This is a genomic window from Streptomyces sp. NPDC031379 (assembly GCF_055569615.1).
The window spans coordinates 297344-321454 of record NZ_JBVIIT010000007.1; the positions used below are offsets into that span (position 1 = coordinate 297344).

22 protein-coding genes are annotated in these 24111 nt (G+C 72.1%); 13 read left to right on the top strand and 9 right to left on the bottom strand.

The genetic code is table 11. The annotated features are described in order from the left end of the window. The first annotated feature begins 214 nt into the window (after nt 1-214). From ACZ5CW_RS13165 to ACZ5CW_RS13190, 6 genes are all read left to right on the top strand, one after another. Nucleotides 215-1423, top strand: a complete 1209-nt coding sequence (locus ACZ5CW_RS13165) for a S8 family peptidase (protein WP_468600537.1) — start codon at nt 215-217, stop codon at nt 1421-1423. Nucleotides 1424-1636: 213 nt separating this feature from the next. Then, the gene (locus tag ACZ5CW_RS13170) at nt 1637-2008 is read left to right on the top strand and encodes a hypothetical protein (protein WP_468600539.1); all 372 of its coding nucleotides are present in this window, start codon (nt 1637-1639) and stop codon (nt 2006-2008) included. 392 nt (nt 2009-2400) lie between these two features. Beyond that, on the top strand, nt 2401-3222 hold the full coding sequence (locus ACZ5CW_RS13175) for a glycosyltransferase family 2 protein (RefSeq protein WP_468600541.1): 822 nt from the start codon (nt 2401-2403) through the stop codon (nt 3220-3222). After that, nucleotides 3219-4241 (top strand): glycosyltransferase family 2 protein, encoded by a 1023-nt coding sequence (locus ACZ5CW_RS13180; protein WP_468600543.1) that lies wholly within the window; start codon nt 3219-3221, stop codon nt 4239-4241. The genes ACZ5CW_RS13175 and ACZ5CW_RS13180 overlap by 4 nt, the downstream gene beginning before the upstream one ends. After that, nucleotides 4234-5034, top strand: a complete 801-nt coding sequence (locus ACZ5CW_RS13185) for a polysaccharide deacetylase family protein (protein ID WP_468600545.1) — start codon at nt 4234-4236, stop codon at nt 5032-5034. The genes ACZ5CW_RS13180 and ACZ5CW_RS13185 overlap by 8 nt, the downstream gene beginning before the upstream one ends. Continuing rightward, nucleotides 5027-8890, top strand: a complete 3864-nt coding sequence (locus tag ACZ5CW_RS13190) for a lipopolysaccharide biosynthesis protein (RefSeq protein ID WP_468600547.1) — start codon at nt 5027-5029, stop codon at nt 8888-8890. The genes ACZ5CW_RS13185 and ACZ5CW_RS13190 overlap by 8 nt, the downstream gene beginning before the upstream one ends. A gap of 15 nt (nt 8891-8905) precedes the next feature. Here ACZ5CW_RS13190 and ACZ5CW_RS13195 read toward each other — a convergent pair whose 3' ends face one another. Further along, nucleotides 8906-10321, bottom strand: coding sequence for a GH39 family glycosyl hydrolase (locus ACZ5CW_RS13195; protein WP_468600549.1), 1416 nt, complete (start codon nt 10319-10321; stop codon nt 8906-8908). A 129-nt stretch (nt 10322-10450) separates the two neighbouring features. Between ACZ5CW_RS13195 and ACZ5CW_RS13200 the strand changes: the two genes are divergently transcribed. Both ACZ5CW_RS13200 and ACZ5CW_RS13205 read left to right on the top strand, forming a co-directional pair. Then, entirely contained in the window at nt 10451-11545 is a 1095-nt protein-coding gene (locus ACZ5CW_RS13200) for a DUF5925 domain-containing protein (RefSeq protein WP_468600551.1), read from the top strand. 39 nt (nt 11546-11584) lie between these two features. Next, the gene (locus ACZ5CW_RS13205) at nt 11585-12355 is read left to right on the top strand and encodes a DUF72 domain-containing protein (RefSeq protein WP_468600553.1); all 771 of its coding nucleotides are present in this window, start codon (nt 11585-11587) and stop codon (nt 12353-12355) included. A gap of 23 nt (nt 12356-12378) precedes the next feature. Here ACZ5CW_RS13205 and ACZ5CW_RS13210 read toward each other — a convergent pair whose 3' ends face one another. Beyond that, nucleotides 12379-12750, bottom strand: coding sequence for a GntR family transcriptional regulator (locus ACZ5CW_RS13210; RefSeq protein ID WP_468600555.1), 372 nt, complete (start codon nt 12748-12750; stop codon nt 12379-12381). 71 nt (nt 12751-12821) lie between these two features. Between ACZ5CW_RS13210 and ACZ5CW_RS13215 the strand changes: the two genes are divergently transcribed. Together ACZ5CW_RS13215 and ACZ5CW_RS13220 are read left to right on the top strand one after the other, a co-directional pair. After that, the gene (locus ACZ5CW_RS13215; protein ID WP_468600557.1) at nt 12822-13751 is read left to right on the top strand and encodes a GNAT family N-acetyltransferase; all 930 of its coding nucleotides are present in this window, start codon (nt 12822-12824) and stop codon (nt 13749-13751) included. Further along, nucleotides 13732-14232: a ribonuclease FAU-1 family protein gene (locus tag ACZ5CW_RS13220; RefSeq protein WP_468600560.1), complete on the top strand. Its 501-nt coding sequence runs from the start codon at nt 13732-13734 to the stop codon at nt 14230-14232. Before ACZ5CW_RS13215 ends, ACZ5CW_RS13220 begins: the two co-directional genes overlap by 20 nt. Nucleotides 14233-14250: 18 nt before the next feature. Here the strand turns inward: ACZ5CW_RS13220 and ACZ5CW_RS13225 are convergent, their stop codons facing one another. Then, nucleotides 14251-14871: a class I SAM-dependent methyltransferase gene (locus ACZ5CW_RS13225; RefSeq protein ID WP_468600562.1), complete on the bottom strand. Its 621-nt coding sequence runs from the start codon at nt 14869-14871 to the stop codon at nt 14251-14253. Nucleotides 14872-15009: 138 nt separating this feature from the next. Here ACZ5CW_RS13225 and ACZ5CW_RS13230 point away from each other — a divergent pair, with 138 nt between their 5' ends. Next, nucleotides 15010-15144 (top strand): hypothetical protein, encoded by a 135-nt coding sequence (locus ACZ5CW_RS13230; RefSeq protein ID WP_468600564.1) that lies wholly within the window; start codon nt 15010-15012, stop codon nt 15142-15144. Nucleotides 15145-15190: 46 nt separating this feature from the next. Here ACZ5CW_RS13230 and ACZ5CW_RS13235 read toward each other — a convergent pair whose 3' ends face one another. Continuing rightward, complete coding sequence (locus ACZ5CW_RS13235; RefSeq protein WP_468600566.1) at nt 15191-15649, bottom strand: GNAT family N-acetyltransferase; 459 nt, start codon at nt 15647-15649, stop codon at nt 15191-15193. A gap of 65 nt (nt 15650-15714) precedes the next feature. Next, entirely contained in the window at nt 15715-16044 is a 330-nt protein-coding gene (locus ACZ5CW_RS13240; protein ID WP_468600568.1) for a hypothetical protein, read from the bottom strand. Between the two features lie 296 nt (nt 16045-16340). On the opposite strand from ACZ5CW_RS13240, the gene ACZ5CW_RS13245 reads away from it, so the two are divergent. Then, on the top strand, nt 16341-17354 hold the full coding sequence (locus tag ACZ5CW_RS13245; protein ID WP_468600570.1) for a lytic polysaccharide monooxygenase auxiliary activity family 9 protein: 1014 nt from the start codon (nt 16341-16343) through the stop codon (nt 17352-17354). Between the two features lie 49 nt (nt 17355-17403). Here the strand turns inward: ACZ5CW_RS13245 and ACZ5CW_RS13250 are convergent, their stop codons facing one another. Both ACZ5CW_RS13250 and ACZ5CW_RS13255 read right to left on the bottom strand, forming a co-directional pair. Next, entirely contained in the window at nt 17404-18264 is an 861-nt protein-coding gene (locus ACZ5CW_RS13250; protein ID WP_468600572.1) for an esterase/lipase family protein, read from the bottom strand. A gap of 170 nt (nt 18265-18434) precedes the next feature. Further along, the gene (locus tag ACZ5CW_RS13255; protein WP_468600574.1) at nt 18435-18881 is read right to left on the bottom strand and encodes a MarR family winged helix-turn-helix transcriptional regulator; all 447 of its coding nucleotides are present in this window, start codon (nt 18879-18881) and stop codon (nt 18435-18437) included. Nucleotides 18882-18978: 97 nt separating this feature from the next. On the opposite strand from ACZ5CW_RS13255, the gene ACZ5CW_RS13260 reads away from it, so the two are divergent. After that, entirely contained in the window at nt 18979-19353 is a 375-nt protein-coding gene (locus tag ACZ5CW_RS13260; RefSeq protein WP_468600576.1) for a cupin domain-containing protein, read from the top strand. Nucleotides 19354-19369: 16 nt separating this feature from the next. On the opposite strand, the gene ACZ5CW_RS13265 is transcribed toward ACZ5CW_RS13260, so the two are convergent. Beyond that, nucleotides 19370-20344 carry a DNA polymerase Y family protein gene (locus tag ACZ5CW_RS13265; protein ID WP_468600578.1) on the bottom strand — a complete coding sequence of 325 codons (975 nt, stop codon included), beginning with the start codon at nt 20342-20344 and terminating at the stop codon, nt 19370-19372. Further along, entirely contained in the window at nt 20341-23859 is a 3519-nt protein-coding gene (locus ACZ5CW_RS13270) for a DNA polymerase III subunit alpha (RefSeq protein ID WP_468600580.1), read from the bottom strand. Before ACZ5CW_RS13270 ends, ACZ5CW_RS13265 begins: the two co-directional genes overlap by 4 nt. Nucleotides 23860-24111 lie beyond the last annotated feature (252 nt).

A 24111-nucleotide genomic window follows, 5' to 3' on the forward strand; every position in this document is an offset into this window, starting at 1 on the left:
CCAAGACGTTCACCGCTCATGTATTGCGTGTGCATGTCATATGTGTTGACAGATCGTCAATTGCCTTGCCCCGTACGGGGACGCGAACCGAGGCTTTACCCGACCCGGGAGCGGAACGCGACGCTCCAGGGCCGTGCGCGCGATCCCGCGCGCATCCCCCACCCACGCGCGCCGGACCCGAGGCGCGCGCCGCCATCAGGAGGACTCCCCCGCAATGGCACACCTGCGTTCCGACAAGCTCCGCATAGCCGCCCTCACCGGCGTCGCCACCGCCGCGCTCGTCGGCGGTCTCACCGCCCTGCCGGCCCAGGCCGCCCCGGCCACCGGCAAGGTGCTGGCCGCGGACTCCCCCACGGCCGTCAAGGGCAGCTACATCGTCACGCTGAAGAAGACCGCCGGCTTCACGGCCGCGTCGGGCACCGGCAAGGGCCTGGTCGCGCGGTACGGCGGCACGGTGGAGAAGACCTTCCGCACTGCCCTGAACGGCTACACCGCACACCTGACCGCGACCGGAGCCGCGAGACTCGCCGCCGACCCCGACGTGGCCTCCGTGGAGCAGGACCAGCGCGTCCACCTGGCCGACACCACGCAGTCCGACGCCCCCTGGGGCCTGGACCGCATCGACCAGACCAGCCTGCCGCTCACCGGCACCTACACCTACCCGGACAGCGCGGGCAGCGGGGTGACGGCGTACGTCATCGACACCGGCGTGCGCATCACGCACACCCAGATCAGCGGCCGCGCCTCCTACGGCTACGACGAGGTGGACAACGACACCACCGCCCAGGACGGCAACGGCCACGGCACCCATGTGGCCACCACCATCGCGGGCTCCACCTACGGCGTGGCCAAGAAGGCGAAGATCGTCGCGGTCCGCGTGCTCGACGACAACGGTTCGGGCACCACGGCCGGAGTGATCGCCGGTGTCGACTGGGTGACCGCGCACCACAGCGGACCCTCGGTCGCCAACCTCTCGCTCGGCGGCTCCGCCTCCGCCTCGCTGGACACGGCGGTGCGCAACTCCATCGCCAGCGGCGTCACCTACGCCGTCGCGGCCGGCAACAGCAGCGCCAACGCCTCCTCGTACTCGCCCGCCCGGGTGACCGAGGCGATCACGGTCGGCGCCACCACCAGCTCCGACGCGAGGGCCGGCTACTCCAACTACGGCTCGGTCCTGGACCTGTTCGCGCCCGGCTCCTCGATCACGGCCGGCTGGAACACCGGCGACACCGCGACCAACACCATCTCCGGCACCTCGATGGCGACCCCGCACGTGGCGGGCGCGGCCGCGGTCTACCTCGCGAACCACACCTCGGCCACCCCGGCCCAGGTCGCCACGGCCCTGGTGAACGGCGCCACCTCCGGCAAGGTCACCAGCCCGGGCAGCGGCTCGCCGAACAAGCTCCTGAAGATCGTCCCGTGATCCCCTCCCGTACCCGCTGACCAGCCGTTCCCCGGAGACCCTCCTGGCCTCCGGGGAACACTTGTTCAACGAGGAACCGTCGTCTTGACGGCCCACCTCGGTCTGCGCCACATTGAAGCCCGGCATCCGGCGCGTCGGGGGGCAAAGTCGCCAATGCAGACCTTCGGTATCAAGACACCTTCACCAGACGGCGCCACGAGGGACGCCGAGGGCGTGCGGCCAGGTTCGGGGAGGGACCTGTCACCGCTGCTCGCGGGTGCCGCGACCGCCGTCGGAGCGGTCGGTGCGCTGCTCGCGCTCATCGATTCCGCCTCGCCACTGCGTGGCCCATGCACGTTGTTCTTCCTGCTCCTGGCGCCGGCCGTGGCGATCGCCGCGGCCCTGCGGGGGCTGGATCCCTTCGGCCGGGGCCTGTGCGCCCTTGCGGGTGCGGTGGTCGTCAACATGCTGGTTGCGCAGGGCATGCTGGCCGTGCACCGCTGGTCGGTCCGCGGCGGAGTGGTCACGGTGACCGCACTGAGCCTGGCCGTTCTGCTCCTGGTTCTGCTCCGGGACCGAATTTCCGGAAAACGCGCACAGGAGTGAACGACTTGGGCCAAAGTTGTGTAATGGCCAAACCAACAAAAACGTGAGGCAGCCTTCCAGGTCTTGCCTTTCGGCTTCAACCGTCAATACCGTCATACATCTCACCCGCATCGGCACGTCGAACCACGGCTCCAGGGGAGGGCTCAGGGCCGCGGCGTTTCCGGCGCGGGGCGCGGTAGGGGGGTGCCGTGCTCGGTGACCGCAACTGTGACCGAGCCGTGCCGCGCGACCGGCTGCCGTTTTTCTCCGGCAGGCCGGCCAGCTTTGCCAGCTCGTCTCCGGGACCGGAGATCAATTCACCGTACCGAAGATGAGAACCCCCCTTTCGAACCGGACACACAGCCGGGCCGCCCAGGGGCGGGCGGTCCACCGGACGAGAGGGAAAAAGACTCATGAGTTCTGTTCTGCGCCCGCCCAGTTCGGGTCAAGATCCATTGTTCGCCAGCCGATACCGGCCCATCTCCTCTCACCTGGCGATCACTCCGCCGGTGAGCGTGGTGATCCCCGCCATGAACGAGGCGGAGAATCTGCCCTACGTCTTCAAGACGCTTCCCGACTGGATCCACGAAGTCGTGCTCGTGGACGGGAATTCCACGGACGACACCGTCGAGGTCGCCCGTTCCCTGTGGCCGGACGTCAAGGTCGTCGAACAGCGTGGCAAGGGCAAAGGGGATGCCCTGATCACCGGCTTCGAGGCCTGCGGCGGCGACATCATCGTGATGGTCGACGCGGACGGCTCCGCCGACGGCAACGAGATCGTCTCGTACGTCTCCGCGCTGGTCTCCGGCGCCGACTTCGCCAAGGGTTCACGCTTCGCCAACGGCGGCGGCACGGACGACATGACCTTCATCCGCAAACTCGGCAACTGGGCGCTGTGCACCGTCGTCAACCGCAAGTTCGGCGCCCGCTACACCGACCTCTGCTACGGGTACAACGCGTTCTGGCGGCACTGCCTGGACAAGATCGACCTCGACTGCACCGGTTTCGAGGTCGAGACGCTGATGAACATCAGAGTGGTCAAGGCGGGGCTGAAGGTGCAGGAGATCCCGAGCCACGAGTACCTGCGCATCCACGGCACGAGCAATCTGCGGGCCGTCCGGGACGGGCTGCGGGTGCTGAAGGTGATCCTCAAGGAGCGCTCCAACCGGCGTGACCTGCGCCGGCGCACGCACAGCTCGCCGCTGCTGCACACCGGGCGGGGAGAGGTGTCTTGAGAGATCCCGGCATCTCCGTCGTGATCTGCGTGTACACCGAGGACCGCTGGGAGGACATCCTCGCGGCGGTCGCCTCGGTACGCGCGCAGTCGTATCCGGCGCTGGAGACGCTCCTGGTCGTAGACCACAACCCGGGCCTGCGGGACCGGCTGGCCCGCGAGTACAAGGAGTCCGAGGGCATCCGGGTCCTGCCCAACGCGGGCCCGCGCGGACTGTCGTCCGGGCGCAACACCGGGATCGCCGCCTCGTACGGCGAGGTGATCGCCTTCCTGGACGACGACGCCGTGGCCGAGCGGGACTGGCTGCGCCGCTTCGCCGAGGGGTACGCCGACCCGCGCGTGCTGGCCGTGGGCGGGCGGACGGTGCCGGTCTGGGCGTCGGGCCGGCGGCCCGTGTGGTTCCCGCGGGAGTTCGACTGGGTGGTGGGCTGTACCTACCGGGGGCTGCCGCCGGGCCGGGTCCGGGTCCGCAACGTCCTGGGCGGGAACGCCTCCTTCCGGCGCACGGCGTTCGCGGCGGCGGGCGGCTTCGCCACCGGCATCGGCCGCGACGGCGACCGCCGCCCGCTCGGCTGCGAGGAGACGGAGCTGTGCATCCGCCTCACCCGGGCCCGCCCCGACGCCGTCCTGCTCATCGACGACCGCGCGGTGATCCACCACCGCGTGCCGGAACCCCGCGAGCACTTCGCCTACTTCCGCACCCGCACCTACGCCGAGGGGCTGTCCAAGGCGCTGGTCGCCCGGAGCGTCGGCGCCGGCAAGGGCCTGGAGTCCGAACGCCGGTACACCACCCGGGTGTTGCCGGCCGGGGTCGCCCGGGGGCTGCGGGACACCCTGCTCGGCCGGCCGGGCGGGGCGGGGCGCGCGGCGGCGATCGTCGCGGGGGTGCTCACGGCGGCGGGCGGATACCTGGTGGGCAGCGTGCGGGCCCGGCGGGGAGCGCCCACGTTCACGGTGGCGCCGATCCCGGGGGCGCCCACGGACGACACAGGCACGGCCCGGGGAGGCACACATGAGTGACGTGCCCGTGCCCATCCTCATGTACCACTCCGTCGCGGCCGCGCCCAACGACGCCACCCGTGCCCTGTCGGTCGCGCCGCAGGCGTTCGCGGAGCAGATGGCGCTCATCGGTGACCTGGGCCTGACCCCGGTCACCACCGCCGATCTCGCGGCCCGCTGGCGCTCCGGCCGCCCGCTGCCCGCCCGGCCGGTGCTGATCACCTTCGACGACGGCTACGAGGGCGTGCACCGGCACGCCCTGCCCGTGCTCGCCGAGCACGGCTTCCCGGCCACGCTGTTCGTCTCCACCGGCTGGATCAGGGGTGCGTACGACACCGGGGGCGGCCTCGACACCATGCTCGACTGGGAGCAGGTGCGCGAGCTGGCGTCCGCCGGGGTCGAGATCGGCGGGCACAGCCACACCCACCCGCAGCTCGACCAGCTGGGCGACGGCGAGCTGCGCACGGACCTCACCCGTTGCACGCGGATCGTCGCGGACGAACTCGGAGCGCCCCCGGAGTCGTTCGCCTACCCGTACGGCTACTCCAGCCGCCGGGTCCGCCAGGCCGTGCGCGCGACCGGGTACGCCCAGGCGCTCGCCGTCGGCAACGGACTGGCCCGCCGCCGCCAGGGTCCGTACGCCCTGCGGCGCGTCACGGTCCGCCGCGGCACGGGCGTCGAGGAGTTCGAACGACTGCTCGAAGGCCGTGCCATCGCCCGCAACTTCGCCAAGGACCGTGCCCTCACCCAGGGGTACGCCCTCGTCCGCAGAGCCCGCCAGGTCCGCCGGAAGGCCATCCGTTCCCGTGTCTGACACGACCACCACAACCGAGGCCGAGACGCCCGGCGCCGAGGCGCCCGTGAAGACCCGGCGCCGTCTGCGGCTGCCCGGCACGGGCCGGCCCGCCGGCGGCAGCCCGCTGTTCCGCAACGCCTACGCGCTGATGCTCAACACCGGCATCTCCGCCGTCCTCGGGCTCGGGTTCTGGCTGGCCGCGGCACGCTACTACTCCGAGTCGGCGGTCGGCCAGGGTTCGGCCGCCATCGCCGCGATGAAGCTGCTCGCCGGGCTCACCGCGGTGACCCTGACCGGCGCCCTGGCCCGCTTCATCCCGGTGTCCGGGCAACGCACCGGCCGCCTCATCTTCCGTACGTACGCGGGAAGTTCGCTGATCGTCGCGCTCGCCGCCGGCGTGTTCCTGCTGACGCTGGACGCGTGGGGGCCGTCGTACCGGTTCCTGCACGGCACGCTCAACGGGCTCGGCTTCATCGCGGCCGTCGCCGCCTGGAACCTGCTCACCCTGCAGGACGGCGTGCTGACCGGACTGCGCAGCGCGCCCTGGGTGCCGGTCGGCAACACCGTGTTCTCGGCGGTGAAGCTGGCCCTGCTCGTCGCGTTCGCCGTCGCCATCCCGGCCACCGGTGTCTTCGTGTCCTGGGTGGCCGCGATCGCCACCTCGGTGCTGCCGCTGGGCTGGCTGGTCTTCCGCCGGCTGGTACCCCGGCACGTGAAGGCGACCGACGGCCGTACCGACCCGCCGACCCTCAAGCAGATCGGCAGGTTCCTGGCCGGGGACTACACCGGCTCGCTGTTCTCCCTCGCCGTGGTCTACCTCGTCCCGGTGATCATCGCCGCGCAGGTCAGCTCCGAGGAGAACGCGTACTTCTACATCACCACCACCATCGGCGGCACGACCAACCTGCTCGCGATCAACATGGGCGCGTCGCTCACGGTCGAGGGCTCGCACGACCCGGCCCGGCTGGCCGCCAACACCCGGGCCGCGCTCAAGCGGATGGCCCGGATCATGCTGCCGATCGCGGGCCTGCTGTTCATCGGCGCACCCTGGATCCTGGGCGTGTTCGGCGACGGCTACGCGGACGCGGCCACCCCGCTGCTGCGCTGGTTCGCGGTCGGCGCGGTGCTGCGCGTGGTGATGGAGACCTGCTTCGCGGTGCTGCGCGCGCAGAGCCGCACCGCCGGACTCGCCTGGATGCAGGGCCTGTTGTGCGTGCTGGTGCTGGGCCTGACCCTGCTGCTCCTGCCCCGGATGGGGCTGACCGGCGCGGGTGTCGCCGAGATCTCCAGCCTCGCGGTGATCGTGGCGATCGCCGCGCCGAAGCTGTGGAGGACGATACGCTCCGCGCCCGCCGCCGTACCCGAGACGGCGGCCCCGGACGGGGATCTCGCCGATCTGGGGGCGCGCGAGGTCCCGGTCCCCCCGGCACGGGGGCACAGCCCGGCCTGGGCGCTGGACGCCGAGACCCTGGCCCTCGGCATCCACGTGGACTTCGACCATGTGGAGCGGCGGCCGGACGTCCGCCCGGGCCCCGGCACACCGCCCGCGGGCACACCGGTTCCCCCGCCCCCGTCGGGGCTGCCGATGGAGGAGAGCGCGCCCGGCACCGAGGCCTCGCCGGGGCCGGCGGAGGCCGAGCTGCTGAGGGATGCCCAGGCGGCGGAGGTCGACGCGCCGTTCGCGGAAGGGGAACTGGGCGCGCCCTTCGCAGGGGCCGAGGCGTCCTTCGCCGGCGTCCGTGCCCGCTTCACCACGTCCGCGTCCGACGCCGATGTACCGAAGTCCGTACCGGACGAGGCCGTGGCGGAGGATCTCGTGCCCGCTGAGCCGCCCGCTCCCGTGTCGCCGCGGGAGCGGCTGCTGCCCACCCGCTCGGGTGTCGTCCTCGGCTGTCTGCTGATCGCCGCGCTGCTGCTGTACTGGGTGCCCGCGCTCCGGCTCGGCGAGGCCGACCTGGACCGGATGGGCGGCCTCGGGCTGATCTCGGTGCTGCCGCTGCCGACCCTGGTGGGTGCGGCGCTGCTGATCACGGTCTTCGCCACGCTGCTCTGGCTGCGCCGCGAGCACCGGGCACTGCTGCTGGTCACACTGCTGGCGACCGTGGTCTCCCTGCACGCCCTGCCCGCGGTGATCGAGACCGTGCCACGGTTCCCCACGGCGTGGCAGCACCTCGGTTTCATCGACCACGTCGACCGCACCGGTTCGGCCGTGCCGGACCTGGACGCCCGCTGGAGCTGGCCGGGCTTCTTCGCCGTGGCCGCGTTCGTCGGCCGGGCCTGCGGGGTCACCGACTTCACGGAGATCATCCGCTGGTGGCCGACCGCCGTCCAACTGGCCTATCTGGCGCCGATGTTCCTGCTCACCAAGTCGCTGCGGGCGAGCTGGCGGGCGAAGTGGACCGGCATCTGGATCTTCGTGCTGAGCGGCTGGGTCGGCCAGGACTACTTCTCGCCGCAGGGCTTCACCTATCTGCTGTACCTGGTCTTCGTGGCGATCCTGCTGGTCTGGTTCCGCCCGCCACGCGTCATCTGGAGCGGGTTCAGGCCCGGCGAGGCCGAGGTGGAGCCCACCGACCGCCGGCAACGGGCCGTGCTGCTCCTGGTGCTGATCGGCCTGTACGCGGCGAGCGTCCCGGCGCACCAGCTCACCCCGTTCGTGATGCTCGGCGTGCTGGCCGCCCTGGTGCTGTGCGGCCGGTCCGAACTGCGGGGTCTCCCGCTGCTGTTCGCGGTGCTGGTCGCGGTCTGGGTCGGCTTCATGGCGGAGCCGTACTGGTCCGGGCACTTCGACGACCTCTTCGGCGGCGTCGGCGGCGTCGGCAGCAATGTCTCGACCTCCGTCTCCGGCCGTATCGAGGGCGGGAGTTCGACACACAAGCTGGTGCTGTACACCAGGGTGCTGCTGGCCGGCACGGTGCTGGGCCTCGCCTGCTGGGGCTGGTGGCGGCGCCGCTTCCACAAGTACCGCGAGCGGTCCCTGCTGGTCCTCGCCTTCGTGCCCTTCCTGGGCTTCGGCATGCAGTCGTACGGCGGCGAGATGGCGCTGCGCGTCTTCATGTTCGCCGTGCCGGGCGCCGCCCTGCTGGGCGCCCTCGCCCTCTTTCCGCGCACCGGTGTCACCGCCGCGGAACGCGCCAGGGACCGGGTGAGTCTCGCTCCGGTGGCCGCGCTGCTCGCGGGGCTGCTGCTGATGGGGGGCTTCCTGGTGGCCCGCTGGGGCAACGAGCCGTTCGAGCGGGTCCGGCCGGGCGAGGTCGCGGCCATGGACTGGGTGTACGCCCACGACGAGCCGACCGTGCGGCTGCTGTGGCTGAGCCAGGACACGGTCAACGACGTGACCCCGGCGATGCCGTGGGGCGCGCGGGACATGGAGCGGGTCAACTACGTGCCGACCCTGGCGCCTGCCGACCCGGTGCTGGTGTCGAGCCTGGTCAAGGCGCTCAAGGACGCCGGCCCGAACTCGTACCTGATGATCAACCGGAGCCAGGTCACGTATCTGGAGCTGGACGCGGGCTACTCGGCGACCTGGGAGTCCCGGCTGATCGAGAACCTGGACGACCGGCCCCAGCTGACGAAGGTCCTGGTCAACGAGGACGTCACCCTGTACACGCTGCGCGAGCGGCCGGCGGGCGCGGTGCCGAAGCCGGATCCGGGGCCGATCGGGCCGCAGGTGACGTGGACGCCGTGGTCGGTGGTCGGCGCGCTGGCCGCCGTCGCCCTGATCCTGCTGCTGGCCGCCCGTGAGGTGGTGCGGGTCGCGGTCCGGCCGAGCGTGCGTCAGCTGCGGCTGCTGCAGGGCGGTTTCTGGTTCGCGCTGCCCCTGCTCGCGGTGGTGCTGGCCTCGCTGGTGCAGCGGTTCCTGACGATGAAATGACGGGTGTGCGGTGGCTCAGCGGTCGAGCCACTTCACCTCGTAGGCGTGCATGTCGAACCGCTTGCCGTCGACCTGGGCGCTGATCGTCCGGTCGAGGGTGTTGACGACCAGGACGGTCCGGTCGGTGGCCAGGACGCGGACGTTGGGCCGGTCGTCCGCGGCGACGGACACGGGCGCGTACCCCGTCCCCGGCGGGAACGCCTTCGCGAACCTGGTGACCAGGCCGTGCATGGGCAGTTCGCGGCCGCCGCCCGCGCTGTCGGTCGGCGTCCACAGGCAGCCGGCGCAGGCGCCCGTCTTCTCCTGCGGGTTCCAGTAGAAGCCGGAGTCGGCGCCGCCCTTCGCCATGGCGATCATCCCGGTGGCCTGGACGGCGACGCGGTGCGGTTCCGACCAGCCCTTGCGGTCGTCGGCGGCGTCGCCCGGCTCCACGTAGTACTCGGCCCACCACAGGGGCAGGTCATGGGTCTGCCGCCTTACCCACGCGCCGATCGCGGTGAGCTTCTCGGTGGCCGCGAACTCGTTCGGCAGCAGCTCGTCGTCGCGGGTGTAGCTGGAGCCGTCGACCACGGCGAAGTCGGCACCCGCCTTGTGCGTGTTCCAGTACGCGAAGGCGGTGAGGACCCGCTGGTCCATGGCGCCCCAGGGGCCCTTGAGCGCGGAGGAGGCGTTCTCGTCGCGCGGGTCCACGCTGTCCATCGACAGGTACGGGCCGCCGACCATGATGTCCTTGTCGACCTTCTTGAGCGCCTTGTACACGAGGTTGTACATCCTGGTGTAGCCCTCGTAGTCCCAGCGGGACTCGGTGTCGTTCCAGAAGCCCTTGAACTCGTTCCAGACGATGAAGTGCCTGACGTCCGGGTAGCGCCGGGCGACGGTCGCGGCGAGGTCGGCGAAGTCCTGGTAGTGGCCGGGGGTGGGGGCGGTCTCCAGGGCGGCCTGGCTCCAGTCCGTGGATCCCGCCCCGGCCTTGCCGCCCTTCATCCAGTCCGGGGAGCAGCACAGCGTGATCACCGGGGTGCCGCCGGAGGCGCGGACGAAGTCGACACGGCGGTCCAGCGCGCCGAAGTCGTAGTGCCCCCGGACCGGTTCGGGGTTGTCGGCGCCCCAGCCCATGATGTGCTGGTTCTGCGGCAGCCCGCCGCCCTGCCCGAGCAGTCGCTCCACCCGGCGCGTGGCGGCCGTCGCCCCCTGGTCGGCGCTGTACTGGGTGTGCGTGAAGCCCCAGCCGACGTACGGCTCCGGTGTCCCGGCGGGCGTCGCGGGGGTGCCGTGCACCTTGTCGCCGTCGCGTGTGGTGCCGGCGGTGCTGGGGCCACCGGACAGTGCGCTGACCAGGGTCACGACCAGGGCCAGCGCGGCCACGCCCACACCGAGCAGGGCGGTGAGCCGCCACCGCCGAGTCTCCACATCCCACCCATGACGTCCCATCAAGGACACAGTAATGGGGGAAGCCGGGCACCGGGCAGGTCTTGGGAACACCCGGAACAGTCTTGGAACACCCGGAACAAGCGGCGGAAATGCCGTGCGCGGAGCGCATCCGTGCCGGATCATGGCGGCATGTCTGCGAACCCACACGACGCTCTGCCGATCCGGCTCCACGTCGACGACTCCGACTCGCCGTCCGACGTCGTCGACGCGCTGTTCCTCGGCCGCTTCGCGACGGGCGAGCAGCCGTACTCGCACGCGGCGAACATCGACCGCGTGCGCTCGGGAGCGACCCTGCTGCCGGACGGCGCCCGCGTGCTGCGGGTCGCCCGCGACGACGACCGCAGCGCCACCCTCGCCGAGGGCGAGGGCTGGACCGTGCTGGTCTCCCGCTGGAACCGGGGCGCGGACGTCACGGTGACCGCGACCACCGCCGAGCTGGCGAAGCGGATCCTCGACCAGGCCACGGACGGCGCCGCCGACGAGCCCGAACCGCAGCCCGAGAACGTGACGATGGGCTTCTGGTACGTCTCCCCGAGGCGCGGCCCGCACCGCACCACCCGGCAGATCTCCGCCGGCACCTGGGACGAGGTCCGGCACAACTACACGGCTCCGGTGGCGGAGGCGATGGATCACCTGATGAAGACGACCCCCGAGGACATCGCGGGCCGGCTGCTGCTTCTGCACGGGCCGCCCGGCACGGGCAAGACCTCGGCGCTGCGCACCCTGGCCCGGTCCTGGCGGGACTGGTGCCAGGTCGACTGCGTGCTCGACCCGGAACGGCTCTTCTCCGACGTCGGCTATCTGATGGACATCGCCATCGGCGAGGACGACGGCGCCGGCAAGGGCCGCTGGCGGCTTCTGCTGCTGGAGGACTGCGACGAGCTGATCCGCGGCGAGGCCCGGCACACGGCGGGCCAGGCCCTGTCCCGGCTGCTGAACCTCACCGACGGGCTCCTCGGCCAGGGCCGTAACGTCCTGGTCGGTGTCACCACCAACGAGGACCTGGAGCGTCTGCATCCGGCCGTGGTGCGCCCCGGACGGTGCCTGGCCCGCATCGAGGTGGGCCCGCTGACCCGCCAGGAGGCGGTGAACTGGCTCGGTTCCGAGGAGGGCGTCGGCCGGGAGGGGGCCACGCTGGCCGAGCTGTACGCGCTGCGCCGGGGCACGACCCCGACCTCGGTGCCCGGCGCCCGGGACGGAGCGGACGCGGGCCTCTACCTGTAGTGCGGCGCCGGCTGGTGCCCGGGGTGCTTTGATGGTGCTATGACCTTGTTCGTCGGCACCTCGGGGTGGCAGTACAAGGACTGGCGGGACCACGTCTATCCGGCCCGGGTCCCGGCGCGGTTGTGGCTGGAGGAGTACACCCGGCTCTTCGCGACCGTGGAGATCAACAACGCGTTCTACCGGCTGCCCTCCCGGGAGAACTTCGAGGCCTGGCGCGAGCGGGTTCCGGCGGACTTCGTGGTCGCGGTCAAGGCCAGCCGCTACCTCACCCACATCAAGCGCCTCAAGGAGCCCGAGGAACCGGTCCACCGCCTGATGACCCACGCGGCCGGCCTCGGTGACCGGCTGGGCCCCGTCCTGCTCCAGCTCCCGCCCACCCTGCGCGCCGACCCGGCCCTGCTGGACGCCTGCCTGGCCTGTTTCCCGCCGGGTACGCGGGTCGCGGTCGAGCCCCGCCATGACTCCTGGTGGACGCCGGAGGTCCGAGAGGTCCTGGAATCCCGGGCGGCCTCCCTGTGCTGGGCGGACGTCCTGGCCCGCCCGGTCACCCCGCTGTGGCGCACCGCCGGCTGGGGCTACGTCCGCTTCCACCAGGGTCGCGCCCGGCCCTGGCCGCGCTACGGCCGCCGTTCCCTGGAGACCTGGGTGGACCGCGTCGCGACGACGTGGTCCGACGGGCAGGACGTGTACGCGTACTTCAACAACGACCCCGGGGGCGCGGCCGTACAGGACGCGCTGGTGTTCGGCAGGACGGCACGCCGGGCGGGCCTGACGGTGACCCGTACGCCGGAGCCTGCCGAACTCCCGTAGAGGTGTCGCTGCCCCGTGACCCCCTAGCCCTCCCCGTATGCCGCCCGCAGGGCGTCCCGCACCGCGGCCAGCGCCTCCGGCTCGGCCAACCCCAGCCGCCGCACCCGCTCCACGTACGCCTGCGCGGCCAGGGACGCCTCCCGCTCCGCGGCCGAGCCGGCGGCAGCCACGAACGTGCCGTTGCGCCCCCGCGTCTCGATCACCCCGTCGCCCTCCAGCGCCCGGTACGCCTTGGCGACGGTGTTCACCGCGAGCCCCAGGGACTCGGCCAGCCCCCGGACGGTCGGCAGCCGGTACCCCACCGGCACCGCCCCGGACCGCGCCTGCTCGGAGATCTGCGCCCGCACCTGCTCGTACGGGGGCGCGCTGTCATCGATGCGGATCTTCAGGCTCACAGGGCGATTGTCCCGCACCCGCCGGAAAATGAGAGGCACCCCGGTGTTCCCGCCGCGTACGGTTCCTGCCCATGACCGTGATCGTGCGTGACCTGCGCCCCGACGTCCCGGCCGACACCGAGGGTTTCGCCCGGGTACGCCGGCTCGCCCTTCCGTACATCCTGTTCACCCCGGAGTCGGTCCGGCACAACGCCCTCCACATACACCCCGATGCCCGGTACCGCCCACTGATCGCGGAGGAGGACGGGGAGGTGATCGGCACGGCCCAGGTCCATCTGGCCCACGACAGCCCCGAGCCCGGGCAGGGCCTGCTGAACATCTACGTCCGGCCGGACCGGACCCGGCGCGGCGCCGGCGGGCTGCTGCTGCGGGCCGCCGAGGAGCACCTCGCCGCCCAGGGGGCGACCAGGCTGCTCAGCTGGGTGCTCGACGAGCCGGGCAACCGCGCCTTCGCGGAACGGCACGGCTACGGCAGCAGCCGGTCCGCGCACTTCCTCCGTCTCGACCTGGCGCACGCTCCCCTCCCCCCGCTCCCGAAGACCCCGCCGGGCGTCGAACTGCGCACCGCGGCGGACTTCGCGGACGACCCGCGCCCGCTGTTCGAGCTGGACGCCGAGACGCTGCTGGACGAACCGGGCGACATCGACTTCGAGTTCTCGGACTACGACGCCTGGGTCGAGCAGACCTGGAAGCATCCGCTGCTGGACCTCGACCTGACGGTGGTCGCGTGTGTCGAGGGCCGTCCGGTCGCCTTCAGCGTGGCCTACACCGACGGCGCCACCCGCTACTCCACCGCGATGACCGGAACCGCCCGCGCCCACCGCGGCCGGGGCCTGGCCAAGCTCGCCAAGACCCACTCGCTGCACCGGGCCCGCGCGGCCGGTCTCACCGAGGCCTTCACCGGCAACGACGCCGGCAACGACCCCATGATCGCGATCAACAAGTGGCTCGGGTACGAGATCTGTGCCGCGGAGGTGCGCTATGTCCGTGAACTCGGCTGATCCGGTGGCCCGGTGGGAGGTCGTGCTGGTCAAGGCGGGCCGTACGAAGATCCGTTACCCGGCCGAGCTGCTCCAGGACGACGGCACCCGGGTCGCCGTCCGGGCTCCCTGGGCGGGCTCCGGCGTCCGCGACTTCGGCTTCGTCCGCTTCGAACCGGGTGATGTGTTCACCGAGTACTACTGGCGCGACCGCTGGTACTCGGTGAAGGAGGTCCGCGCCGCGGACGGTTCCGTGAAGGGCTGGTACTGCGACATCACCCGGCCCGCGGTCGTCTCCGGGACGGAACTGGTCGTGGAGGACCTCGACCTGGACCTGTGGCGCTCCGCCGACGGCTCGGAGGTGCGGCGCCTGGACGAGGACGAGTTCGCCGAGAGCGGGCTGGCGGAGAAGGACCCCGAGGCCGCGTCCGCCGCCGTGGCCGCCCTCGACGGCCTGGAGGCGCTGGCCCGCGAGGGCGGCTTCGAGGACCTGCTGGCCTGAGGCCTCCGGAGCCCCCGGCTACACCGTGGCCACCACCGCGTACCGCTCGTCGTCCACCGTCTTCCCCCACAGCACGGGATCGTCGGACAGTGGCTCCACGCGCACGCGCCGGGCGAGGGGCGCCAGCAGGGACGTGAGCCGGCCGGCGGGTGTGCCGACCGGGCCGAGGGTCCCCCAGACGCCCTCGACCAGGACGAACCGGCCCGTGGGTCGCAGCAGGGTCCGCCAGTGCCGCAGGACGCGCGCGGGGTCCGGCAGCGCCCACAGCACGTGCCGGACGAGGACGACGTCGTAATCCCGCTCCCCCACCGGCGGGGCGGCGGCGTCCCCGCGCAGCACCACGGCGTCGTGCCCGGCGAGCTTGGCGCGGGCCCGCTCGACCATCGCCGGGGAGAGGTCCACGCCCGTCACGCGGTGTCCCTGTTCGGCCGCGAGGAGCGACAGGCTGCCGGTGCCGCAGCCGAGGTCCAGGACGTCGGCGGGGTGCTCGGGCAGCCAGGTCCGGAGCCTGGCCGCCCAGGCCGCGCGGACCTCGGGGTCGCGCAGGCCGTGGTCCGGCTCGCCGTCGAAGACGGCGGCCTGCGCATCCCAGTCCACGGTGGGGGCAACCGCAACCATGTGCTCGCTCTCGCTCGTCATGCCCAGAGAGTGACACACGCCACTGACAGTGCGGACGTGACAGCCGCCACTGACAGACCGGGACCGATGAGGAACTCTCCCCAAAAGCGTCTATCTCCGTGCCAACGCGGAACCCGGTAGACCCTGAAGGAGGCAGCCATGCGCCGCACCACTGTGCAGAAGCCCCTGAAGAGGACGGACAGCCGCCGGCTCCGCGAAGAGGCGGAGGAGCGCCCCTCGGGGCGGCCGGAAGTGCGCAAGGACATCGCGCGCACCTGGTGGCCCGACGGCTGACGCCGCCGAGTTCCATCAGCCCAGATCCGTTCGGTCCGGCCGCTCGTCAGTCCAGCCGCTTGCGGTAGTGGATCCGGTCGTAAGGGCCGTCGACGCGGCGTTCCACGATCTCGTACCCGTACTTCGGGTAGATCTTCCGGTTCTCCCACATCATCGCGTTCGTGTAGAGCCTGATCTCACCGAGGCCCAGCTCACGCGCGCGTGCATCGACGAAGCGCAGCAGTCGCCGCCCGACGCCCGCGCCGTGGGCGTCGGGCCGGACGGCGATGCTGTCCAGGAAGAGGTGGTCGGCGAACGCCTCGATCACCACGAGCCCGAGGACGGGCTCTCCGGTGACGAACACCTTCCCGGCGGCCACGTCCGCCCCGTGGTCGGCCTCCATGGGCTGGGGCACCACGCCGATGCGCTCGATGTAGTGGCGGTAGGCCGCGTTCGTCACCGCTCGCACGTCCGGTACGTCAACGGCACCGGCCGCCCGGACCCGCTCCATGTCCCTGTCGATCATGCCGAGCACGCTATCCACCCGAGCACGATTTCGGCAGGTGGACGCAAGTCCCCCGGGGGGCGGTCTCAGTCGCAGTACCGGTTGTAGGCCGAGTTGTAGCCCTGGTTGTAGCCGTCGACGTAACCGCGTGCCCATGAGGAGTCGTGGCCGCTCGAGTAGCCGGATCCGTAACCGTCGCGGTCGCAGTCGGAGCGCGCGTCGGAGAAGCCGTCGCGGAAGCCCTGCCGGAAGCCCTGCCGGTAGTGGTTCTGCTCCGGGACAACCGTCGCGGAACTCACGTGCGTTGCGGGAGAGGACGCGAACGCCGGCTGAACGCTCAACGGCATGAGGGCGACACCGGCCGCCGCCAGAGCGGAGCTGAGGGCGGCTGCCCTCCTGATGGTCCTTCGCTGCATGAGTTCTCCCCAGATACGCTCATATGGGATATGTCCACTCTAATAGGCCGAATGTGTGTCGCAACTCGTGGGTAAATCGACCCACTCGGTCGTCGCGGACGGCGGCACAACTCGGGAGCGGGCCGGCAGGAAGCGCCCCAACCTCCTTCCTCAGCCCTCCGTTAGCTCCCCCTTAACGGCACCATAAGGATCCCCTCCACCCGTCTCCAGCAGGCGATTTCACGGTTTCTCGGGGCTAGCTTCTGATCACCCCACGGGATCCAGTCCGTCCCACGGACCGTTCGGAGGAGTTCCACATGCCCGCTCGCGCCCGCCGCAAGGTCGCCGCAGCCGCCGTACTCGGCCTGACGCCGCTCTCCCTGACCGCGCTCGCCGCCGCCCCCGCGTCCGCGCACGGTTCGATGGGCGACCCGGTCAGCCGTGTCTCGCAGTGCTACGCGGAGGGCCCCGAGAGCCCCGACTCGGCCGCGTGCAAGGCGGCCGTGGCGGCCGGCGGCACGCAGGCGCTGTACGACTGGAACGGCATCCGGATCGGCGACGCGAACGGGCGGCACCAGCAGCTGATCCCGGACGGCAAGCTGTGCAGTGCGAACAGCGAGGAGTTCAAGGGCCTCGACCTGGCCCGCGCCGACTGGCCGGCGACGAGCGTGCACAGCGGGTCGTATACCTTCAAGTACCGCGTGACCGCCCCGCACAAGGGCACCTTCAAGGTCTACCTGACCAAGTCCGGTTACGACCCCGCGAAGCCGCTGGCCTGGTCCGGCCTGGACCTGGAGCACCCGGTGGCGACGGTCACCGACCCGGCCCCCTCGGGCGGCTTCTACACCTTCTCCGGCTCGCTCCCCGAGCGGTCCGGCCGGCAGCTGCTGTACGCGGTCTGGCAGCGCTCGGACAGCCCGGAGGCGTTCTACTCCTGCTCCGACGTGGACTTCGGCGGCGGCAGCGGCAGGGACAGCGGCGGCGGCAAGGAGAGCAGCGGCGAGAGCGCCGAGAGCAGCGCCGAGAGCACCGGAACCACCCCGGCCCCGGCCGCCTCCGCGCCCTCCGACGAGCAGATCGCGGCCGGTGCCGACAAGTCGACGATCGAGCACTACGGTCACGGCGACGACGACGCGAGCACCTCGGCGGAGCCCAGCGCCCCGGCCAACCGGCCGAAGGCCGCCGGGACCTCGGAGAACCTCGCCGAGACCGGCGCGTCCACCGGCACCTCGTACCTCGCGGTCGGCGGCGCGGCGGCGCTGGCGCTCGGTTCGGCGGCGCTGTTCCTGTCGGTGCGCCGGCGCGCGACGGCCGGCGGGCACCGCCGGTGAGGTTCCGGGGCCTGTCCGGCGGCTCAGGCCGGACAGGCCCCGGCGGCGGTCAGCTGAAGGCCGACGCGCAGGTGGTGGGGGTGGCGTGGGCCGGGTCGAGCGCGTTGGCCGCCTCGTGGAAGGCGATCCGGTCGAACAGGGCGATCGCCACGTGCTCGGAGAGGTCGAGCGGGCACAGGTCCTGCAGCAGGACGTTACGGACGTCCGAGCCGCTCAGGTACTGGCTGCGCCACGGGGTGGCGACCTCGTCGTACTTGGTGGCGATGACCGTGTAGTGCACTCCGGGGACGGTGTCGCCGTCCGCGTTGAGCTTGGTGAGGAAGCCGGAGCCGGGGATCTGGTCGGCGAGGCCGGGGGTGGTGGCCTTGATCAGGGCCTCGGCGCCGGGGAAGTACGGCAGCAGGCTGGTGAGGCCGCTCAGACTGGCGCCGTGGTTGTCGGGGGCGATGCCGACGAGGGCGTTCACCTTGTCCGCTCCGCCGAGGAACTTCAGGTAGTACCGGGGCATCATGCCGCCCTGGGAGTGTCCGACCAGGTCGACCTCGGCGGCTCCGGTGGCGGTGAGCACCTTGTCGACATAGGCGGAGAGCTGTTCGGCCGACTTGTCGATGGGGCCGAGGCCGTGGAAGAGCGGTACGCCGGCCAGCTGGCCGTAGTCGAGGGAGTAGACGCAGTACCCGCGGTCCTTCAGGTAGGGGGCGAAGGAGAGCCAGTTGTCGACGGAGTTGCCCAGGGTGCCGTGGACCAGGACGACCGGGCGGGGATGGGCGGCGGAGGGCTTGCAGGAGAAGTCGTTCCAGCCCCTGCTGGGAGCGTCGGAGGCGTGGGCGGTGGCGGCGGGCACGGCGGCGACCGCTGCGGTCAGGAGCAGCGCGGCGAGGGGTCTGAGCACTCGCTTCCAGGGCAGCATCGTGTGATCTCCTTGCGGCTCAAGGGAGGTGCGACGGCCTAACCCTGTGATCCGGATCACGAGGATGCTGTTCACTCGTCAAGTTACGGGCGAGTAGTCCAAGTGTGAAGTTACGCGCGAGTAAAAACTTCCAGTGATAACCAGCGCCCCATCGGGCCTCTAGCGGACCATCACCAAGCAGGCCGGATCGGACCATAGGGCGCGATCCGCGCCAACCGGTCGCGCAACACGCACAGTTCACCCTCGCCCAGCAGTTCGGCCCATCGCCCGACCACCTCGGCGGCCGCCTCCTCCGCCGCCCGGGTGCAGGCCCGGCCGCGCTCGGTCAGCACGATCAGCCGGGCCCGCGCGTCCTCGGGGTGCGGCCGGCGCTCGGCGTACCCCTTGCGTACGATCTCGTCCACGAGCTGACTCGCCGCCTGCTTGGTCACACCGAGGTGCGCGGCGAGATCGGTCGCGGTGGCCCCGCCCGGGGCGAGCCGCGCGAAGGCGAAGCCGTGGGCGGGCCGGAGATCCGTGAAACCGCGGGCGACCACCCCGTCGTGGATGCGCTGCGTGAGGTCACCCGCCACGGCGAGCAGGGCGGCGGACAGGGCCATGGCTTCGGAGTTCTGCACGGAGGCATTGAAACACCCTTGACGAATCAGTCAAGCAGCTTGACCATATAGTCAAGTTACTTGACCAGTTGGTCATCCCTGAACGGAGAACTCCGCCATGCCCGTCGTCCGCTCCTCGGCAGCCGTCACCCATGAGATCCACGGCGCCCGCTTCGTCTCCTACGCCACTCCGCGCACCGGCAGCAGGGAACTGTGCGCCTGGCGCGGCGAGATCCCGCCCGGCACCAAGGCGCCCGCCCACACCGTCAACCGGGAGGAGATCTTCCATCTGCTCGTCGGCGAGCTGCTGATGACCCTCGACGGTCACACCGAGCGGATCTCGGCGGGCGACACGGTGATCGTCAGCCCCGGCGCGACCCTGGCCGTCGAGAACCCCACCGGCCACACCGCGATCTCCTGGGTCACCACCTCCGTCGGCCTGCAGGCACAGCTCGCCGACGGCACGCGCATCACTCCGCCGTGGGCCAACTGACTGACCGGAGGCCGGGTCACGCCGCCAGCGCCCCCGGCATCACCGCCCGCGGCCCGAACTTCGCCCGCGCGCGGTCCGCGACCTCCTCGATGCGGCGGACCTTCTCGTCCACGGGGTCGAAGGTGAGCTGGTAGGAGGCCTGGTCGGCGGGGGTCAGGCCCTCGGCGCGCAGGGCGAGGGCGCGGACCCGGGCGCGCTGCAGGCCGAGCGCCCCGTACAGGTCGTAGGCCGCCCTGGTCAGGGCCGCCGAGTGGGCGGTCGGCTCCTTCAGGGTGCGGCTGCGGGTGGTCGAGGAGCGGTCGGCGTAGCGCACGGTGAGGGTCAGGGTGCGGCAGACCTTCTCCACCGCGCGCAGCCGGGCGCCGATCTCCTCGGCGGCCGACAGCAGCGCCCCGCGGTGCCGGCCGGGATCCAGCTCGTCGATGTCGAAGGGCCGTTCGGCGACCAGAGAACGTGAGACGGCGTTCGGGACGACCCGGCCCCGGTCGATGCCGCTCGCCTTCTCGCGCAGCTCGCGACCCGCCTTCGCGCCGATCAGCCGCTGGAGCGTGGACAGCGGCGCGGCGGCGACCAGACCGAGGGTGTCCAGGCCGTACTCGCCCAGCGTGCGGGTGGTCGCCGTGCCGACGCCGGGCAGCGCGGACACCGGCCGTTCGGCGAGGAACTCCGCGATGCCGTCCGGGTCCCCGGGCACCGCGCAGGTCACCCCGGGCCGGGCGTCGCGCAGCGCGACGCGGGCCAGCATCGGGCCCGGACCGGCGCCGATCACACAGTCGACGCCGTACCGGGCGAGGGCCCGGACCCGGATGACCGAGGCCAACTCCACGGCGGTGCGCCCGAAGTACCGTTCGGCGCCGCGGAGATCGGCCAGGGCCCCGTCGGGTGGCAGCGCCTCGACGACCGGCGTGAACTCCTCCAGCAGCCCGAGCAGCCCCGGCAGGGCCGCCTCGTACATCGGCGGCAGCTGGAAACGTACGCAGAGGATGGTCATCCCGCACTCCCCGGACTCTGGTGCCACAACTTCCTTCCCACCGCGGGCCCCTCGCCCGCGGGGCGCAGATCCGCCCAGGGGTGCATCTCGTACCCCGTGGGCATGCGGATCGTCCGGCCCTCCATCGGATCGCGGGCCGCGGAGCCGGCCGGCGGGGGCAGCCCGTCGGACCCCGCGAGCCGGGCCCGGGACGGACCGCCGTCACCCTCCGCCGCGGATCCGTCCCCGGCCGGGGATCCGTTCCCGGCCGTGCCGGACGGTTCGGCCAGCCGGGCCGCGACCCCGTCGAGTCCTTCCGCGAGGCGTACGTCCACCAGCTCGGCGAGGTTCCAGGCGGCGGCGCCCACCACGCTCAGGCTGCGCGGACCGCGCCGCTGCACCACTCCGCGCACCAGCAGCAGCCAGGAGTGGAAGACGGTGTGCGCGCAGGCGTCGTGGGAGTCGTCGAAGAAGGCGAGGTCGACCAGGCCCGTGCCGTCGTCGAGCGTGGAGAAGATGACCCGCTTGCCGGAGCGGATCGGCGGGGTCTGGGTGGCCGCCTTGGCGCCCGCGACCAGCACGGTCTCGCCGTGCCGGGCCTCGCGCAGCCGACGTGCCGAGACCACGCCCAGCTCCTTCAGGAACTCCCGGTGGTCGTCCATCAGATTGCGCGAGGTGTCCATGGACAGCACACCCAGCTCGGCGCTGAGCCGTTCCGCCGACGACAGATCCGGCAGCCCGGCCGGTGCCGTCTTCCGGCCTCCCGCCAGCGGCAGTTGCCCACCGCCACCGCTCCGGGCGCCCCGGTGCAGTTCGGTCAGGTGCAGTTGCAGATCACGCCGGTTGGCGCCGAAGGCGTCCAGCGCGCCCACCTGTGCGAGCCGCCCGGCGAGCGGCCGGCTCGGCCGGGCCCGCTCCCAGAAGTCCAGCAGGGAGGAGTACGGCCGGCCGGCCTCGATCCGCTTCGCCTCGGCCTCGCTGATGCCGTGCACGTCGCAGAGGGCGAGCCGCAGCCCCCACACCGCCGGGGATTCAGACACCAGTTCGATCGTGTGGGCGACTCCGGAGGCGTTCACGTCCAGGGGCAGGATCGGCACCCCGCGCCGCCGCGCGTCCGCCAGCAGCAGCCGCTTCGGGTACATCCCGGGGTCGTGCGTGAGCAGCCCCGCGTAGAAGGCGGCGGGGTGATGGGCCTTCAGCCACGCCGACTGGTACGTGGGCACCGCGAAGGCGACCGCGTGCGCCTTGCAGAAGCCGTACGACCCGAAGGCCTCGACGATCTCCCAGGTCCGCTGGATCGTCTCCGCGCCGTACCCCCTGGCCGCCGCGTGCTGCGCGAACCACACCTTGATCCGCGCCTGTGACTCCGCATCGGACAGCCCGCGCCGGACCCGGTCGGCCTCGCCCCGGCCGCAGCCGGTCATGACGGCGACGATGTCGATGACCTGCTCGTGGAAGACGACGACCCCGTACGTCCCCTTCAGCGGCTCCTCCAGGTCCGGGTGCGGATAGCGCACCGGCGCCCGCCCGTGCCGCGCCTCGATGAACGGCCGCACCATGTCGGCGGCGACCGGGCCGGGCCGGAAGAGGGAGATGTCGACGACCAGGTCGTGGAAGGTGCTCGGCTGCAGCCGGCCCACCAGGTCCCGCTGGCCCGGCGACTCGATCTGGAAACAGCCGAGGGTCTCGGTGGAGCGGATGAGCCCGTACGTCGCCGGGTCGTCCGGCGCCAGCGCGTCCAGGTCGACCCGCTCGCCCGTCGCCCGTTCCACCTCGGCGACCGCGTGCGCCATCGCCGACTGCATCCGCACGCCCAGCACGTCCAGCTTGAGCAGCCCGAGATCCTCCACGTCCTCCTTGTCGAACTGCGACATCGGCAGTCCCTCGCCGCTGGTCGGCACCACCGGCGTACGGGCGAGCAGGGAGGCGTCGGAGAGCAGCACCCCGCACGGATGCATGGCGACCCCGCGCGGCAGGGCGTCCAGCGCCTCGACCAGTTCCCAGAGCCTGCCGTACTTCTCCTTCTCCCCCGCCAGCCGCTTCAGCTCGGGCAGTTCCTCCAGCGCCGCGCGGGCGTCCCGCGCCCGGATGTGCGGAAAGGACTTGGCGACCCGGTCGATCTCGGCCGGGTCCATGGACAGGGCGGCACCCACGTCCCGGATCGCGTGCCGGACCCGGTAGGTCTCCGGCATCGAGACGGTGGCGACCCGCTCACCGCCGAACCGGTCGATGATCGCCCGGTACACCTCGAGCCGGCGCGCGGACTCCACATCGATGTCGATATCGGGCAGCACCACACGCTCCTTGGACAGGAAGCGCTCCATCAGCAGCCCGTGCTCCACCGGATCGGCATGCGCGATACCGAGGAGATGGTTGACGAGCGACCCGGCGCCGGAGCCGCGCGCGGCCACCCGGATCCCCATCTCCCGCACGTCGTCCACCACTTGGGCGACCGTCAGGAAATAGGAGGCGAAACCGTGGTGGGCGATGATGTCCAGCTCGTGGTGCATCCGCTCCCAGTACGCACGCCTGCCGCCGTGGCCGAGCCGCACCATGCCCGCCGCGGCCCGCGAGGCGAGGGCCCGCTGGGCGGTGCGGCGGCCGGCGCCGACGAGGTGCGGCTCGGGGAAGTGGACGGTGCCGATGCCGAGGTCGTCCTCGGGGTCGACCCGGCACTCGGCGGCGGTGACCCGGGTCTGCTCCAGCAGCCGGTGGGCGGTGTCGCGCCGGTAACCGGCCGCCTCCACCACCCGCTCGGCGACCTGGAGCATGGTCTGCGCGTCCTTCAGCCAGGCCTCGCCGGAGTCCAGCTCCCCGCGCGGGTCGACCGGGACCAGGCGCCGCGCGGCGTCCAGCACGTCGGCGACCGGCCCCTGACCGGGATCGGCGTAGCGGACGGCGTTGCTCAGCACGGGCCACACCCCCTGCTCGGCGGCGAAGCCGACGGTGCGGGCGGCGAGCCGCAGGGAACCGGACCCCGTACCCGTCCGGCCGTGCCAGACGGCCTCCAGTCGCAGGGCGTCACCGTAGACCTCGCGCCACGGGCCGAGCAGCGTCGCGGCCCGGTCGGGACGCCCCGCGGCGAGCGCGCGCCCCACATCGGAGCCGGGGCCGAGCAGTACGAGCAGGCCGTCGCCGCGGTGGTCGGACCAGGGCAGCAGCGGTGTGCCCGCGCCCGCGTGCGCGGCCGTGACGATCCGGCACAGGCCGGCCCAGCCCCGCGCGCCGTCCCGGGCGAGGAAGGTCACCCGGGGAGCCGACTCGTCCACGAAGGCACCGCCCCGCACCGGGGTGCGGCGCCTCTCACGCCGTACCTCCGCAGCCTCCACCGCCAGGTTCACCCCGAACAGCGGGCGGACGCCCACCTTGGCGCAGGCCTTGGCGAAGCGGACCGTGCCGGCGACGGTGTCGCGGTCGGTGAGGGCGAGGGCGTCCATGCCCCGCTCCGAGGCGCGCTCGGCCAGCCGCTCCGGGTGGGAGGCGCCGTACCTCAGGGAGAACCCGGAGACGGTGTGCAGATGCGCGAAGCCCGGCACACGCACCTCCCGCACTCGTGAGCCCCGAACGGCTCTCGAACATCAGTTCCCTACTTCCTCATCCACCATACCTCCATTCTCGAACATGTGTACGACATCCCTTCGACCGCCTCTCACCTGCGCAAACGCCCGGCCGTGGCGGGACCGCGGGGACATGACACGGACAACCGGGGCGGACGCGCCCACCCCGCCGGAACCCCCGCGTACGCGAAGCCCCGCCCCGGGCGCTCGGGGCGGGGCTTCCGGTGGGCC